Below are 16,022 nucleotides of genomic sequence, written 5' to 3'. Positions count from 1 at the left end.
GACATGGACGGAAAGGTGCGGCACATGCAGGCAGCAGTTGGCGGCGGCGAGGACGCGAAGGAGGCGAAGGACGTCATCGGCTCGGACGAGTGGATCGACGCGCTTCGATACGACGACAACGACGCGATGGACCTCGACGACCTCGACGTGGACGCCCTGAGCGCCGAACAGGCGGCGCGGCTGTGGGCGCGGCTCGCAGCATGGGTGGAAACCGACCAGATGGCCTACTACGTGGACGACGCGCCGGTGTCCTCCGACGCCGCCTACGACGCGCGCATGCGCTGCCTGCAGCGGCTCGAGGCGGCGTTCCCGCAGCTTGATTCACCGTCCTCGCCGACGCGGCGCGTGGGCGGCACGTTCTCGAACGAGTTCGCCTCGGTGCGCCATCCGTCGCGCATGATGAGCCTCGACGACGTGTTCTCCTACGAGGAGCTGCGCGCCTGGTACGACGGCGTGCGCGCGGCGCTCGACTGGCCCGAGGGCAAGCCGCTGCCGATGACCTGCGAGATCAAGATCGACGGGCTCGCGCTCAACCTCATCTACCGCAACGGCGTGCTCACGCAGGGCCTGACGCGCGGCGACGGCGTGACCGGCGAGGACATCACGATGAACGTGCGCACGTTCCAGACAATCCCCGCGACGCTCGGCGGCCCCGAAGGCGACATCCCCGAACTCGTGGAGATCCGCGGCGAGGTGTTCATGCGCTGGGACGACTTCCATGCGCTCAACGAACGCCAGGAGGACGAAGGCAAGGCGCCGTTCGCCAATCCGCGCAACGCCGCAGCCGGTTCGCTGCGCCAGAAGGATCCGCGCATCACGGCGAGCAGGCATCTAAGCTTCTACGCGCATGGCCTGGGCGAACTCGTCTGGGGGCCGGGCAAGCCTGTCGACGTCGCCGACGAAGTGCACGACCAGTCCGAGGCGTACGCGCTGTATCAGCGGTGGGGCGTGCCGGTCTCGCCGCACACACGCGAGGTGACGAACTTCGACGAGATCATCGAGATGATCGAATACTACGGCGAGCACCGCTACGACATCGAACATGCGCTCGACGGCATCGTCGTCAAGGTCGACGACCTCGCCCTGCAGCGGCGTCTGGGCGCCACGTCGCGCGCGCCGCGCTGGGCGATCGCCTACAAGTACCCGCCCGAGGAGGTGAACACCGAGCTGCTCGACATCGTCGTGCAGGTCGGACGAACCGGCCGCGTCACGCCGGTCGCGATCCTCAAACCCGTCTACGTGGCCGGTTCGACGGTCTCGCGCACGACGCTGCACAACGGCTATGAGGTCAAGCGCAAGGGCATCCTGATCGGCGACGTCGTCGTCGTGCGCAAGGCGGGCGACGTCATCCCCGAACTCGTCGGCCCCGTGCTCGCGCGCCGCAAGGGACGCGAAGGGCAGCTGCGCGAGTTCCACATGCCGACGCACTGCCCGTCGTGCGGCACGTTGCTGCGTCCGATGAAAGAGGGCGACAAGGACCTGCGGTGCCCGAACGCCGAATCGTGCCCGGCGCAGCTGACGGAACGCATCATCAACCTCGCCTCGCGCAAGGCCTTCGACATCGAGCATCTGGGCGAGCAGAGCGCGATCTCGCTGACGAACCCGGAGGACAACCGACCGGCCTCGATCGAGGCGTACGCGCCCAACGTCATGGAACTGCGCGTGCGGCCGGGCGAGGAGCCCGAGCCGTACATAGCCCCCGAAGGGCTAGGATTGCCTCAGGTGCAGCAGCCGGTGCTGTCGAGCGAGGCGGATGTGTTCGACCTCGACGCGCGCCATCTCAAGGACGTGTTCGTGTGGCGCGAGGCGCCGATCATCGAGGTGAGCGAGAAAATCGAGGACGGCAGGCGGCGCAAGGTGCGCAAACGCATCGGAGGATCGGGATTGTGGCACCGCGTGCCGGCGTTCTGGACGACGCCGACGAAGGCGAGCGACGCGAAGCCCGTGCCCTCCGACGGCGTCGTCGTCGGCGTCGACGAGCGCAGCGGCCGCGACATCTACATCTGCCCGACGGAGACGACCCGCAAGATGCTCGACGAGGTCGACAAGGCCAAGCACACCGACCTCGACCGCGTGCTCGTCGCATTGTCGATCCGCCGGCTCGGACCGCCGACCGCGCGTCTCATCGCACAGCATTTCGGCACACTCGACGCGATCGGCGACGCGACCGCCGACGAGCTCATGCAGATCGACGGCATCGGCCCCGAGATCGCCGAATCGGTCGTCGACTGGTTCGCCCAGGCGAAGGATCCTACGAGCTGGCGCGGCAAGGTGCTCGCCGCATGGAAGAAGGCCGGCGTCGGCATGGAGGCGGATAGGAGCGACCTGCCGCAGACGCTCGCCGGACAGACCGTCGTCGTGACCGGCTCGTTGGAGACCTATTCGCGCGATTCGGCGAAGGAGGCGATCATGGAACGCGGCGGTCGCGCCGCTGGATCGGTCAGCAAGAAGACGGATTGGGTCGTTGTCGGCGCGAATGCGGGTTCGAAGGCGGCCAAGGCCGAGGCGCTCGGCATTCCGATGATCGACGAACGGCAGTTCGACGAACTGCTCGCCACCGGCACCGTCGCGGGCGTCAAGCAGACGCACGCCAACGAACGCAGCGTGTCCGCCGAGGCGTGACGCGGATTGGCGACGGCGGCACGGTGACTGTGGCGTGGTGACTGTGGCAGTGAGGGTCGCGGAAACATCAGCGCGGATTGGCGGCGATGTGGCGGCGTTATGATGGTGTCATGATGACGTCGTGACGTCACGACGCCGCTGACGAGAGTCGTGACGACGCGACATCATCATGAAGATGGCGTCATCACGTCACGATGACGTTAGCGCAGATTGTGACGACGTCGACGACGACATGACACTGTCACAACATCGAGGAAACGTCAGCGCTTATCGGCGGCCGACGTCGGTGGTACGTCGTCGATGAGTGTGCGCGCGAGGCGGACGAAGGTGTCGCCGAAGTCGTCGTCGCGCAGCGTGCCGTCCTCGTTGAGCACGGCGGGGCGTCCTTCGCTTTCGCCGATCTCGCGGATGCGTGGATCGAGTGGCAGCCGTGCGAGCAGCGGCACGTCGTGGCCGAGTGCGCGTGACAGCTGTTCGCTGACGCGTTCACCGCCGCCGGCGCCGAAGATTTCGAGACGTTCGCCGGCATAGTCGAAATAGCTCATGTTCTCGACGACGCCGCGCACGTGCATCGGCACCTGCAGCGCGACGAGTCCGGATCGCACGGCGATGTCGGAGGCGGAAGGCTGCGGCGTCGTGACGACGACGAGTTCGGCGTTCGGCAGCGCCTGCGCGACGGAGATCGCCATGTCGCCGGTACCGGGCGCCAGATCGAGGATGAGCACGTCCGGCTCGCCCCACCACACGTCGGCGAGAAACTGTTCGAGGGAACGCTGCAGGCGGGGGCCGCGCCACAGGATCGCGCGGTCGGAGCCAGCGAACATGCCGATCGACATGAGTTTGACGCCCCACGACGTGACCGGCATCAGCATGCCGTTGAGATTCGTCGGCTGGCTGTGCACGCCGAAGAGGCGCGGCAGCGAGAAGCCGTAGATGTCGGCGTCGATCGCCGCAGTGTCATAGCCAAGTGCGGCGAAGGTGGCTGCGAGATTCGCTGAGATCGACGATTTGCCGACGCCGCCCTTGCCGGAGGCAATCGCGAAGATGCGCGTCTTGATGCCGGGTTTGTTGAACGGGTTCTCGCGGCGTGCGGCCTTGAGGTCGCTGACGAGCGCTTGCAGTTTTTCGTCGGCCATCGTGCCGACGTTGATGCGTGGCGTGAGCCGTGCGTACGGGTAGCTGCGCACCGCCTGCTCGATCTGCGCGGCGATCTGCTCGGACAACGGGCAGCCAGGCACCGTCAACTCGACCTCGACGACCACGTCATACGCGCGCCCGCGTGCGGCGGTGTCGTCACCGCTATGGGTAGCATCGTCGACATCACTACGGGCGGCACTGCTACCGGTAGCATCGTCATCGTCATCGTTACGGGTAGCACTGCTACCGGTAGCAGCATCGTCGACATCGTTACGGGTGGCACTACTACTACGGGCAGCGTCGTTACGGGTGGCAGGGTCGTCGGTGCTACCCGTAAGATCAACGTCGGTGTCGGCGGCGTTACGGGCAGCGGCGTTGGGAGTGCCGCCCGTAAGCATGGAGGAGGCGCTACCGGTAGCATGGGGGGAAACGTCATCGGTAGCGTCGGGGGACGCGGCGCCGGAAGTCGGAATGACGGTGATGTTGGCGATCATTCCCAATTGCGTCACGGAACGACCCAATTCGGGGTCGATGACGTGATCCAAACGTTCCAGCACGGCGTGTTCAATGATCGTCGTCTCATCGCTCATTCGATTTCGATGCCTTTCTGCATGAATGGGAAAAGGACCCGAGGCAAATTGTCGTCAGGGTCGAACAACGACCCACTGTATTGCATGCGCAGGCGGCGCGCCAGAGGCGAACGAAACGGCAACGGGCGTCGCGATCCGGAAACGGCGGATCGCAACGCCCGCGCAGACGCATCATTTCGGTTTCGAAGAAGGGACGCGTCACCGATATGCAACCCGTAAGCATCGCAGGCACATGCGCCCGACGACTACGGGTTGCAGTCGATTGTCATCGACGTCCGGATACGAAATGGTCGAGCGCGCCGGTCTTCAGCAGCATTCGGTAGAGCGCCCAGCCCAAGCCGCCCGCGATGAGCGCGCCGGAGACCACCGACGTGCCCAGATAGACGCTCGCGCGCAGCGTGCCCCAGCCTGGATTCGTGATCCAGTAGTAGATGCCGCAACCGAGACCGGCCAAAGCGCCGGAAAGCATCGTGCTCGCCAGATTCCACACCCTGTAGGCGAGCAGCGCGAAGCCGAGTTCGGCGCCGAGCCCCTGCATGATGCCGACGACGAGGGAGCCGCCTGCTCCCCATTGGTTGCCGAGCAGCAGTTCGAGCATCGCCGCGACGGTCTCCGCATACAACGCTGCGCCAGGTTTGCGGATGATGATGGCCGCAAGCGGGCCTGCGAACAGCCAGAACGCGTTGAGGATGCCTTCGAAACCGGGGGTGAGCGCGCCGAACAGCGCCAGCGGTGCCGTGCAGACGAAATCCCACACCCAGAAGATGAGGCCGGACGCGGCGGCGATGGCGGTGGCGGTCACCAGATCGACGACGCGCCATCGGCGTGACGCGTACGGGATGCGGGAGGCATTGATTTCGGTATCGGTCATGGGAGTGCCTTTCCTTGTCATAGTCATATGGAAATTCATATGGTGGAAGGCACGGGGAAAGAGACGTCCGTGCGTCGGCATTACCCGATTCACGTTCATGCGGTCGAAGCTCACGCTTCCTCTCAGCCTGCCTGGCAAGCCCCCGTGTCAGTATCCAGTAAAGCAGAGGGCATGTATTTTGGTCGGTCGATAACGCGATGACGATGATGCAGCGTGGACGGATTAGGAGAGTGAGGAAAGTGGAGGAGAGATGCACCCTGTAAGCAGTGCTGCCGGTAAGCAGTGCTGCCTGTAAGAGACATACCACCTGTAGAAGGACGTGCCGCCCATAAGATAAGAAGGAGGTGCTGCCCGTAAGGGGATGCACCGCCCATAAGGGGATGTACTACCCGTAAGAGGTGGCGGGCGAGACGATAGGGATGGGGAGACGATGGGGATGGGCGGGGCGTCGGAGGAGGGCAATGAAAAAACGGATGGCATTGCGTGAATGCCATCCGTTTTTATCGGATTCCTAAGGAATCAGATGTGGAAGTAGAGCTCGTACTCGAGCGGGGTCGGCTGCAGGCGGGCCTGATCGATCTCGCCACGCTTGAGGTCGATCCAGGTCTCGATGAGGTCTTCGGTGAAGACGTCGCCGGCGGTCAGGAAGTCGTGATCCTCCTCGAGGGCGTCGAGCGCCTCGGCGAGCGACGACGGCACCTGCTTGATGCCGGCATGCTCCTCCGGAGGAAGCTCATAGAGATCCTTGTCGACCGGCTCCGGCGGCTCGATGTGGTTGAGGATGCCGTCGAGGCCCGCCATGAGCTGCGCGGAGAACGCGAGGAACGGGTTGCACGACGGATCCGGAGCACGGAACTCGATGCGCTTGGCGGCCGGCGACGTGCCCGCGAGCGGGATACGGATCGCGGCGGAGCGGTTGCGCGCGGAGTAGACGAGGTTGACCGGCGCCTCGAAGCCCGGGACGAGACGGTGATACGAGTTGAGCGACGGGTTCGTGAACGCGAGCACCGACGAGGAGTGCTTGATCAGGCCGCCGATGTACCAACGGGCCATGTCGGACAGTCCGCCGTAGTTCTTCTCATCGTAGAACAGCGGCTTGCCGTCCTTCCACAGCGACTGATGGCAGTGCATGCCGGTACCGTTGTCGCCCGCGATCGGTTTCGGCATGAAGGTCGCGGCCTTGCCGGCGAGCGCGGCCGTCTCGTGGACGACGTACTTGTACTTCATCAGGTCGTCGCCCGCGTGCTGCAGCGAGTTGAAGCGATAGTTAATCTCCTGCTGGCCGGCGCCGGCGACCTCATGATGCGCGCGTTCGAGGATGAGGCCAACCTTCTGCAGGTTGGAGACCATGTCGTCGCGCAGATCCTGCGTGTGGTCGATCGGCGGGACCGGGAAGTAGCCGCGCTTGACGCGGTTCTTGAAGCCGATGTTCGGCGTGCCGTCCTCTTCGACGTCGAGACCGGAGTTCCACGGGGCTTCGATGGAGTCGACCTCGTAGAAGGAGCCGCGCATGTCGTTGCCGAAACGGACCTTGTCGAAGATGAAGAACTCGGCTTCCGGAGCGAAGGAGGCGGTGTCGGCGATGCCAGTCGACTTCAGATAGGCCTCGGCCTTCGCCGCGACCTGACGCGGATCGCGCGAATACGGCTCATCGGTCAGCGGATCGACGATCGAGAACGCGACGTTGAGCGTCTTGTGCTTGCGGAACGGATCGACGTAGGCGGTCGTGATGTCCGGGACGAGCTTCATATCGGACTCGTTGATGGCCTGGAAGCCTTCGATGGAGGAACCGTCGAACGGCATGCCCTCGTCGAATGCGTCATTGAGGAATTCGCTGGCAGGGACCGTGAAGTGCTGCTGAACACCAATCAGATCGGTGAAGCGAACGGAGACATATTCAATGCCTTCCTGATTGATCAGGGCCTCGGCGTCTTCCTTGGTTTCGAGTGTGGTCACGGGACCGCTCCTTTCAATAAGTGGTTACGGGTATCAGCATAGGTCGCAGCGTTTCGCTCACTCGAAGTTTGAGTTACGAATATGTTTCGGGCGGTAAGAGCGCAATCGTCGGCACGTCGGAAACGTTGAAACGACGGCGATGCCGCGTCACGGAGGACGCACCGCCGCCATCATGCCCCTGCGCACAATGTGGACATCGTGATGCCGTTGCCGTTCTTACGGGCAGTGGTCGTTCTTCTTACGGGTGGTCGTTCCTACGGGCCGCAATCGTTACGGGTAGCGGTTGTTGCGGGGGTCATTCATATGGGTGGCAGTCGTTACGGGCAGTCGTCGTCGGCTTGTTCGTGCGGACAACACTATTCATTTTCATTACGGGTGGTCGTGATCATCGGAAGTGATGACGGTTGTCCATGCATACGGTGATCGATCTCTTACGGGTGGCGTATGCCTCGGTGCTACCCGTAAGGAAAATGTTCGTTACGGGAGACAGTCGTTACAGGTAGCGAGTGTTATGGGTAGCGATCGCTTACGTGCCGCAATTGCTACGAACTGTCGTCTCCTTACGGGGGTCGTCTCTTTACGGGCGCCCGTTGCTTACGGGCAGCCTCCCTCTTTTGCGCAATCGTTGATTATGCATCGACTATGCAATGACGATGCGGAAGGTCACAGAAGAGTCGTGCAGATGACGTCGGCTGCGCTCGCGGACGGATCAATCACAGCGAACAAATACAGGTGAACAAAATATAGACAAAGAAAAAGGGACCGGCGAAACCGGTCCCGAACAGTTTAGACGACGAGAATCAGCGTCCACGCATCGCGCGCTTGCTGACCTTCTGCATGCGCATCGGGTCAATGCCCTTGGGAACGCCCATGCTGCTCTTGCGCTGCAGCGTATGCAGGCGTTCGTTAAGCGTGATCAGCTGATCCTTCGTCATCACAAAACGACGGCGCTTCTTCACCGTGCGCACGAGCTTGTTGGAGCTCGTGTTCGGGATGTACGTGCGCTTCTTAAGGATGACGTTGCGCAGATCCTTGAGACGCACCTGCTTGGGGCCGGTGCCGACGCAGATGCGGTAGATCGGGATCTGCGAACCGGCGGTCACGCCTTTGATCATCTTCTCCTGGCGGTCCATCGCGCGCATGACGCGGCCGTAGTCGCCCTCGCCGATCAGATAGATGCCCTGATAGCCGGTGCCGCGCCAGATCGCGTCATGCGAGCGCGGGTCGACCCACACCGGTTCCTGCGGGAAGTCATAGCCGGCCCTTTTCATGTTGCCGAGGACGCTGATTGCCGCGCCCGGCTGACCCTCGAGCTGCTTGAAGCCGACGGCGTCCGCGCGGCGCGTGAGCACGATTGTGGCGAACAGCAAGCCGGTGACGGCGGCGAGGATCATCCAACTGATCCACCCGAACCATCCCCAGTGGAACACGAATCCGCAGACCAGCCCGATGACGATCGGAACCGCGAACACGCCGCCGACGATCCACGGCAGCGCCTTGTCCTCTCTATGCGTGAACTGGTAGATCTGCTTGATCTGGCTGAACATGCCGCGCTTTTTCTTCTTCGGCTGCTCGTCCTTCGATGCCATGTATCGCCTCTCCTAATTACTTTGCGAACATTTTTCGAACGCTATCGGATGCGTGCTGTTGCAATGGTTCCATACTCTATCAGTTGACCATCCCCTCTTGTGTTACATCGATGCCGCCGATAAGCGTGACCGCGGTTCTCGTGAATTGTTCGGTGGGCGGCGAGGGAGTGCGCTGCCTGTAAGAAGTGTGGCGTGCTACCGATAAGAGATGCGAGAGGACGGAGATGTGCTGCCCGTAAGAAGTGCGCTGCCCATAAGTGTGTGCTGCCCGTAGGAGGGTGCCGCCCGTAAGAAGTGCGCTGCCCGTAAGAGTAAGCGTGTACAACCCGTAAGGGATGCGCGGGCGCGACAGAGTTACGAAAAAAGGGGGTGACGTCGTCGTGTGGACGGCGTCACCCCGCTGGGAAATCGAAGAAACTGCGGCGTCAGCGGGTGTGCAGCGGGCGGCCGTCGGCCTTGAGCAGCGTCTCGCCGAGCATCTCGCTGAAGGTCGGATGCGGATGGATCGCGTCGGCCGCCTCGTGCAGCGGAATGCGATTGGCGATGATCTGCTGGGCTTCGGCGATCATGTCGCTCGCATCCGGTGCCACGATGTGTACGCCGAGCACATACTCGGTGTCGTCGCCGGACGTGTCGCGGCCACTGACGATCGAGAAGGAGCCGCCGGTGGCGTTCATGACCATGCGCGGATTCGACATCACCGGGAACACGGTCTCCCTGACGTCGGTGTAGCGTGCGTCCGCCTGCGCATCCCGTAGCGTGAGTCCGACGGTGGCGAACTCCGGCGAGCTGAACACGATGTTCGCGATCGCGTCCTCGTTCACCGGCCGCGCCTTGAGTCCGCCGATCGTCTCGGCGATGACGAGACCCTGCGCGAAGGCGCGGTGCGCGAGCGCGTGGCCGGCGGTGATGTCACCCAACGCCCAGACATGGTCGAGGTTCGTGCGACCGTATTCATCGATGACGACCATGCCGGCGTCGTCGAGCGCGACGCCGCAGTCGGCGAACCACGGCTCATCCGTGTTCGGCGCGCGGCCGATCGCGCCGAGTGCGATCTCCGCGCAGATCGTACGCTCCTCGTCGTCATCGCCGAGCGTGTAGTGCACGGTCGCGCCGAGGTTGACGCCGGTATCGACACTGCGAACGTGCGCATCGCGGATGATGTTGATGCCGCGTCGTTTGAGTTCGCGTGACAATGCGAGCGCGGCGCGGCGGTCGCTTTTCGACAGCACGTTGTCCTTGCGGATGAGCAGCGTCACGTCGCTGCCCGCGCTGTTCCAAATCGACGCGAACTCGAGCGCGACGGCGCCGGAGCCGATGATGACCGCGCTGTGGGGGAACGTGTTGAGCGACAACGCGGCCGTCGAATCGACGATCGCGCCGTGGTATGTCGTGCCGGGAAGGTCACGTGGGCGCGAGCCGGTAGCGAGCACGATGTCGTCGGCCGTGATGTCGAGGTCGCCGGTGATCTCGTCGAAGCCGCCGTTTTTCGTGAATCTGCGCACATGCTCCTGGCCGGCGGAGGGTACGACGCGCACATGGCGGTCGGCGCCCAGCGACGCGTCGCCGCGGTAGACGGTGATGCCGCGGTATTCGATGAGCGCGCGCAGTCCGTCGACGAGCGTCGCGACGGTGTGTTCGCGATAGTCGCGCAGGCGTCCAAAATCGATCTCCTCGAGTTTGGAGACGATGCCCATCGTCTCGCCGTGTGCGAGCGCGTCGAGCGTCCGGGTGGCGGTGATGAGCGCCTTCGACGGGATGCATCCGCGGTTGAGGCAGGTGCCGCCGAGCGTCTCGTCACGTTCGATCATGACGACCGATTTGCCGAGTTCGGCTGCGCGCAGGGCGGCGGAATAGCCGCCGGGTCCGGCGCCGATGATTGCGATGTCGAAATGTTGGGATGCCACGATGCCTCCAGAAAGCTGCGGTGTACTACCGATGGACCGGCAACCATTGTAATGCATGCGACGCAAAGGCCGCCGCGCTGCGACGCCCTGCGGCGTACGGGCGGCGGCTGTTGTTACGGGTAGCTGTTGTCATCGTCGTTACGGGTAGGTGCTTGTCTTACGGGTAGCTGTCATCGTTGTTCGTGCTTACGGGTGGTCGTCGTTGCTACAGGTAGGCATCATCGTTATGGGTGGCCGTTTCGTTACAGGTAGGCGCTGTTCACGCTTACGGGTAGCTGTCGTTGTTACGGGTAGTTACGGGCAGTCCTCGTTTCTGAGGGTGATCGTTTGGGCTTACAGGCAGTCGTTGTACTGATTCCACGTTTCCGATGTGCAGAGCATCACCGACGCACGAAGCAGGCGTCGCGCTTATGGGCAGTCGTGGCGATCGCGCTCATCGTGATCGCGATCGTCGATGTGGCTACGGGAGGTCATGATTATGTGTACGGGAGGGATACTTCCCATATCGATCAAGCGGGAGCACGCGGCCTGCGAGGAGAAGGAGAGTGACGGCAGAGTTCGAGTGCTACCGCTAACGAAGATGCTGCCCGTAACGAGATGGCGCCCGTAACGAAGGTGCTTCCCGTAAGAATGATGCGTCCCGTAAGAGGGCGCCTCCCGTAACGAAGAACGCTGCCCGTAACGAAAGAGCTGCCCGTAAGAGAACGGTGCTGCCCGTAACATGCGACGCAGCGAGAGCGCGCGACACGACGCGGTCACGCGACCACCCGAACAACAAAATGCGCGGGGTGGCGGGGAATCGTTGACTCCCTACCGCCCCGCGCATCGCGTTTGCGTACGATTTACTTGGGCCAGTGGCCGCGCTTCTTGTAACGCGGCTTCGGCAGACGCCAGCGGCGCAGCTGGATCGCGCGGCTCCACGCATAGGATCCGGTGCGCATGCCCTTGGCGACGGCCTGCTCGCCGTATTTGGCGATGAGCAGTTTCTTGAGTTTGCGCCACATCACGACGACGTCGATGATGATCGCGAACAGATACACGTACAGGAGCGTCATCAGGATCAGCGTGATTTGGATGCTGTACGGGATCTGCCTGGCGAAGGCCGTGACGATGACGGACAGCACGAGGATGACGAGCGCGACGGGGATGAAGAACTCGCCGATGTTGAATCGGGCGTCCACATAGTCGCGCACATAGACGCGCCAGGGGAGGCGTTCGGCCTTTGGCATGTTCTGCAGGTCGCCGGTGCGCATCGCCTCGTATTCGCGGTTTTCGCGTTCACGCATGCGTTGCTTCGCCGCCTTGCGCTGTGCGGCGCTGTCCTTCGGCACGAGCGGTCGGATGTTCTTCGCCTGCGCCTCCTTGCGTTTCGGCGTCGGACGTCCCTTGCCGCCCTGTTCATCCTTGAGCTGCGCGTTCTCGCCGTGCGCGTTGCGCGCGACCTGTCCTTCGTTGCCTTCGTCCTTCTTGTTCACTGCCATGAAGCCGAGCGTACGTGAAGACATCGACGCCGAGGCCACGCCGCCGCCCTCGGCACAGGACATGGCGCGGAACGGTGAAGCCGCCTACAATCGACAATCGAAACATACGACCCGTAAGCGTCAGGAGCGTCGATGCGATCGGCTTCGACGTTACGGGCGGCACATGCGACGCTTCGTCGTTCGCCGTGCGATCCACACGACGAACGACGTGCACATGCGCAATGCGCGCAACGTACGGGATGCGCACGGCGCAGACGACGCAGACGGGTCGACGGTCGGATGGCCGCGCCGCGGCACGGGCGGCAATGACGAAAGGAACGACATGGAGATATCGGCACAGGAGATCCGCGCGCGCGTGGCGGCGGACTGGCAGGGCATCATGGACGTCGTACGGCAGAAGGTGGCGCTCAGGTCGGTGTCCGCACAGGGCATCACCGGCGATCATATGAAGGAGTCCGCGCAGTACGTCGCGCGGATCATGCGCGAGGTCGGCGTCGACGCGCGCGTCGTGCAGTCGCACAACCCCGACGGATCCGCGGGTGCATGGGAAGTCATCGGCTCGCTCGAGACGAATCCGGACGCGCCGACGGTGCTGCTGTACGCACACCACGATGTGCAGCCCGTACCCGACCCGGACGAATGGGACACCGACCCCTTCGAGGTCACGCAGGTGGGCGACCGCCTGTACGGACGCGGCACCTGCGACGACACCGGCGGCATCGCGATCCACTATGGCGCGCTCAAGGCGCTCGGCGACGACCTCGGCGTCAACATCAAGATCTTCTTCGAGGGCGAGGAGGAGATGGGCTCGGCGAGCTTCATCCCCTTCATCGAGGAACACCACGACGAATTCGACTCCGACGTGATCATCGTCGCCGACTCGGGCAACTGGGCGCCCGATGTGCCGTCGCTGACGACGTCGCTGCGCGGCAACGCGACCTGCGACGTGCATGTCAAGGTGCTCGAGCATCCGGTGCACTCCGGCCAGTACGGCGGCCCGATCCTGGACGCGAACACGCTCGCGGCGATGCTCATCGCGAAGATGTACGACGAGGACGGCGCGCTCGCAATCCCGGGCGTCGAGGGCGGCGACCCGATCGGCGGCCTGCAGCGCGACGTCGAGGAGACGGACATGCGCGCGGCGGCGGGCGTCGTCGACTCCTACCGGCTCGCCGGCGACGGCTCGCTCGCCTCGCGGCTGTGGACGAAGCCGAGCGCGACCGTCATCGGCTTCGACGCTCATCCGGTCGACGGTTCGTTCAACGTGATCAGCCCGGAGACGACGTTCCGTGTGAGTCTGCGCGTCTCGCCGCTGCAGGACCCGCACGCCGCGATGAACGCGATGGTCGAGTTCTTCGAAGGCAACGCGCCCTTCGGCGCCGACGTGCACGTCACGCCGCTCGACGCCGGCATGGGCTGGGCGATGGATCCCGACTGCGAGGCGAGCGCCGACGCGGCCGCCGCGCTCGAGGAGGCCTTCGGCGTCGCCCCGGTGAACAAGGGTGAGGGCGGTTCGATCCCGTTCATCCCGGAATTGCAGAAGATCTTCCCCGACGCGCAGGTGCTCGTCACCGGCCCCGAGGACCCGATCTCGAACGCGCACAGTCCGAACGAATCGGTGAGCGTCTCCGGACTCGAGAAGGACGTCATCGCCGAGGCGCTGCTGCTTGATAAGCTTGGCAGGAACTGAAACCACGGATGATCCCGAATGGGATCATCACGAATAAAGGAGAAGATCATCATGTCCATTGCCTCCATCATCGCCTCCATCGGTCTGGTATGCTCCATGCAGGCCGCGCCGGCCGCCTCCATGCAGGTCGACACGATGGACGCCGCGCCGACCACGGCCGAATCGGGCAGGGGCTGCAATGCGTTCCTGCATTGGCTCGGCCTGTGCCTGATCTGAGGCAGGGCGCACGCGCAATGACGTCGAAAGGACGCGGGATCAGGCGCATCCGGCACCCATACATCGCTTTCTTCATCATCGTGTTCTCGGTGCTGTATGAGCTGAACGTATGGGTGTACGCGATGCCCAAGCCCTCCGCCGGCACCATGGTGTGGCTGATGGTGGCCCAGGCCATCGTCGTATGCTGCTACTGGTTCCCGGTGTGGGCGTCCGTCGCGGTGCTGCTGCTCAACGGCGTCGGCGAATACGCCATCCCCGGCTACGGGCAGTTCACGGCCTACTTCCTGTTCCTCGCCGTGGTGCTGATCAGTTATAAGACATCGACCAGGATCGCCGCGGCCCTGTGGTTCGTCATGGCCGCATATACATGCATAGAGACGAACGTCAAGCTGGGCTCCTTCTCCCCCTACGGCTGCACGGCGTTCTGCATGGTGTATCTCGCCATGGTCGTCGTCGGCCGGTTCCTGGCTTGGAACGACCGGCGCAACGAACAGCTGCGCAAAGCCGTGGAGCTCGAAGTCAAGGTCAGGCAGCTGGAATCGAACCAGTATCTGGCCGCATACCTGCATGACGCCCTGTCCCAGGAGCTCGCCCTCATCTCGATGGAGGTACAGCTGAGGAACGCCGATCCGGGCAAATCGGACGACGAGCGGTGGGAACGCGTCGGGGAATACGCCAGCAACGCCTTAGGCGACCTGCGTGGGATCATCATGCAGCTGCGTGATGATTCGATGTCGCTGCGGTTGTCCGACAGTCGGGACGAGGACATCGCCACGGTACTGAAAAATCAGGGGAAAGCGGGCGACGAACTGCTGCATCGGCATGGATTCGCCGGCGACACCGAGGTGGATGTCATGCGCGACGCGAACGTCCATGATCGGGAGATCGACGGACTGGTCATGCTGATCTGCCACGAGATCTACGCCAACATCCTCAAACACGGCGACGCCGCGGGGCGATATCAGGTGCGCATGGAGGAGACCGCCGCCCATGTACGCATCGTCTACGAGAACGACATCGCCGAATCGAGCGAAGCGAAGATACAGGGAGGCAACGGCATCCGCGTCCTGCGCTCGCTCATCACGTCGATGGGTGGTACATTCAGCCATGAACGGGTGGACGGCGTTTGGAAAGGCTACGTCGAACTGCCGATCAGCGGAGATGACCGCGTGCCACACCTGGATGCCGTCGTCAACGTCCGTTCAGCAGCAGCCTGACGACGTTCTTGGGTGAGCCTACGCCGTATTTGGCGGCGATGTTGCGCATATAGCCGCGTACGGTGGAGGCGCTCAGCCCCATGTGCGCGGCGATGGTCGCACTGTCCGCGCCATACTGCCGCATCAACGCGAAGGTCTCCTGTTCCTGAGGCGTGAGTGGATTGCGCGGCGCGGGGAGTGTACCGTGGTCGGCCTCGCCGGATCGGGTCGCCTCCATGATTGCGGCATGCGCGTCGCGGGCGGTTCGGAATCCCCTCGTCGTACCGTCCTGAATAAGCAGTTCGATGAGCTTGGGCAGGTATGCCAGCTGTTCCTTCTGCATCAGTCCCTGCGCGCCCGCCGCCGTGATCTCGTCGAGATAATGCTCCATCGCGATGCATGTCATGCCGAGCACGGGGGTGTGGTCGTTGATGGTGCGAAGCTGTCTGCAAATTGCCGGACCCGACTGGGGAATGAGGTGCATGTCGAGGAGCACGATATCCGATCCGTCGCACTGCGTCACCACATCATGTTCATTGCCGCGCAAGGTGTGGATGCTGATGTTCGGACATTGCAACCTCAGATAGCTGGCGATGTTCTCCGCGGCGCGCGGATCGTTCTCCACCATCATCAGATGCATGTCTTCCTCCCTCCTATGAAGCATGTTCATGCCATCCCGATTTCGGCGTGCTCATGCCAGCCATGGCGCAGACGGGCGGATCCGTCTGCGCCATGGCTTTTGATGATTCCACTATCTATTATCTATT

The 16,022-nt window shown here is 63.3% G+C and carries 10 protein-coding genes, 2 pseudogenes and 1 riboswitch; of the genes and pseudogenes, 4 read left to right on the top strand and 8 right to left on the bottom strand.

Annotated elements, in window-relative coordinates; all coding sequences use genetic code 11:
- Window positions 1-24: 24 nt before the first annotated feature.
- A complete protein-coding gene (gene ligA, locus CGZ88_RS03045; RefSeq protein ID WP_243390041.1) occupies window positions 25-2,622 on the top strand; it encodes an NAD-dependent DNA ligase LigA in 2,598 nt (865 codons plus the stop codon).
- A gap of 260 nt (window positions 2,623-2,882) precedes the next feature.
- Here the strand turns inward: ligA and CGZ88_RS03040 are convergent.
- The 7 genes and pseudogenes from CGZ88_RS03040 to CGZ88_RS03010 form a co-directional block, all read right to left on the bottom strand.
- Window positions 2,883-3,890 (bottom strand): annotated as a pseudogene (locus CGZ88_RS03040) (Mrp/NBP35 family ATP-binding protein); the annotation flags it as partial.
- Window positions 3,891-4,244: 354 nt separating this feature from the next.
- Window positions 4,245-4,349 (bottom strand): annotated as a pseudogene (locus CGZ88_RS09230) (iron-sulfur cluster assembly protein); the annotation flags it as partial.
- 265 nt (window positions 4,350-4,614) lie between these two features.
- Window positions 4,615-5,220, bottom strand: a complete 606-nt coding sequence (locus CGZ88_RS03030) for an ECF transporter S component (RefSeq protein WP_051198265.1) — start codon at window positions 5,218-5,220, stop codon at window positions 4,615-4,617.
- A 48-nt stretch (window positions 5,221-5,268) separates the two neighbouring features.
- Window positions 5,269-5,376, bottom strand: a riboswitch (TPP riboswitch).
- 363 nt (window positions 5,377-5,739) lie between these two features.
- Window positions 5,740-7,176 (bottom strand): type I glutamate--ammonia ligase, encoded by a 1,437-nt coding sequence (gene glnA, locus CGZ88_RS03025; RefSeq protein WP_026644395.1) that lies wholly within the window; start codon window positions 7,174-7,176, stop codon window positions 5,740-5,742.
- Window positions 7,177-7,976: 800 nt separating this feature from the next.
- Window positions 7,977-8,765, bottom strand: coding sequence for a DUF4191 domain-containing protein (locus CGZ88_RS03020; protein ID WP_026644394.1), 789 nt, complete (start codon window positions 8,763-8,765; stop codon window positions 7,977-7,979).
- A gap of 425 nt (window positions 8,766-9,190) precedes the next feature.
- Window positions 9,191-10,672 (bottom strand): dihydrolipoyl dehydrogenase family protein, encoded by a 1,482-nt coding sequence (locus CGZ88_RS03015; protein ID WP_026644393.1) that lies wholly within the window; start codon window positions 10,670-10,672, stop codon window positions 9,191-9,193.
- An 842-nt stretch (window positions 10,673-11,514) separates the two neighbouring features.
- Window positions 11,515-12,153: a DUF3043 domain-containing protein gene (locus CGZ88_RS03010; RefSeq protein WP_026644392.1), complete on the bottom strand. Its 639-nt coding sequence runs from the start codon at window positions 12,151-12,153 to the stop codon at window positions 11,515-11,517.
- A 322-nt stretch (window positions 12,154-12,475) separates the two neighbouring features.
- On the opposite strand from CGZ88_RS03010, the gene CGZ88_RS03005 reads away from it, so the two are divergent.
- Genes CGZ88_RS03005 through CGZ88_RS03000 form a run of 3 tightly spaced genes read left to right on the top strand, consistent with a single transcriptional unit; the run spans window position 12,476 to window position 15,276 of the window.
- Window positions 12,476-13,843, top strand: coding sequence for a dipeptidase (locus CGZ88_RS03005; RefSeq protein ID WP_026644391.1), 1,368 nt, complete (start codon window positions 12,476-12,478; stop codon window positions 13,841-13,843).
- Between the two features lie 51 nt (window positions 13,844-13,894).
- Window positions 13,895-14,059 carry a hypothetical protein gene (locus CGZ88_RS08935; protein ID WP_155802698.1) on the top strand — a complete coding sequence of 55 codons (165 nt, stop codon included), beginning with the start codon at window positions 13,895-13,897 and terminating at the stop codon, window positions 14,057-14,059.
- Between the two features lie 17 nt (window positions 14,060-14,076).
- Window positions 14,077-15,276 (top strand): sensor histidine kinase, encoded by a 1,200-nt coding sequence (locus tag CGZ88_RS03000; RefSeq protein ID WP_101671032.1) that lies wholly within the window; start codon window positions 14,077-14,079, stop codon window positions 15,274-15,276.
- Here the strand turns inward: CGZ88_RS03000 and CGZ88_RS02995 are convergent.
- Window positions 15,251-15,883 carry a response regulator gene (locus CGZ88_RS02995; protein ID WP_165778694.1) on the bottom strand — a complete coding sequence of 211 codons (633 nt, stop codon included), beginning with the start codon at window positions 15,881-15,883 and terminating at the stop codon, window positions 15,251-15,253. The two genes, CGZ88_RS03000 and CGZ88_RS02995, sit on opposite strands and share 26 nt — an antisense overlap.
- Window positions 15,884-16,022: the final 139 nt, after the last annotated feature.

Origin of the sequence: Bifidobacterium anseris (genome assembly GCF_002860345.1) — a bacterium.
Taxonomy (GTDB): Bacteria; Actinomycetota; Actinomycetes; order Actinomycetales; family Bifidobacteriaceae; genus Bifidobacterium; species Bifidobacterium anseris.
This window is presented reverse-complemented; position numbering and strand designations above follow the sequence as displayed.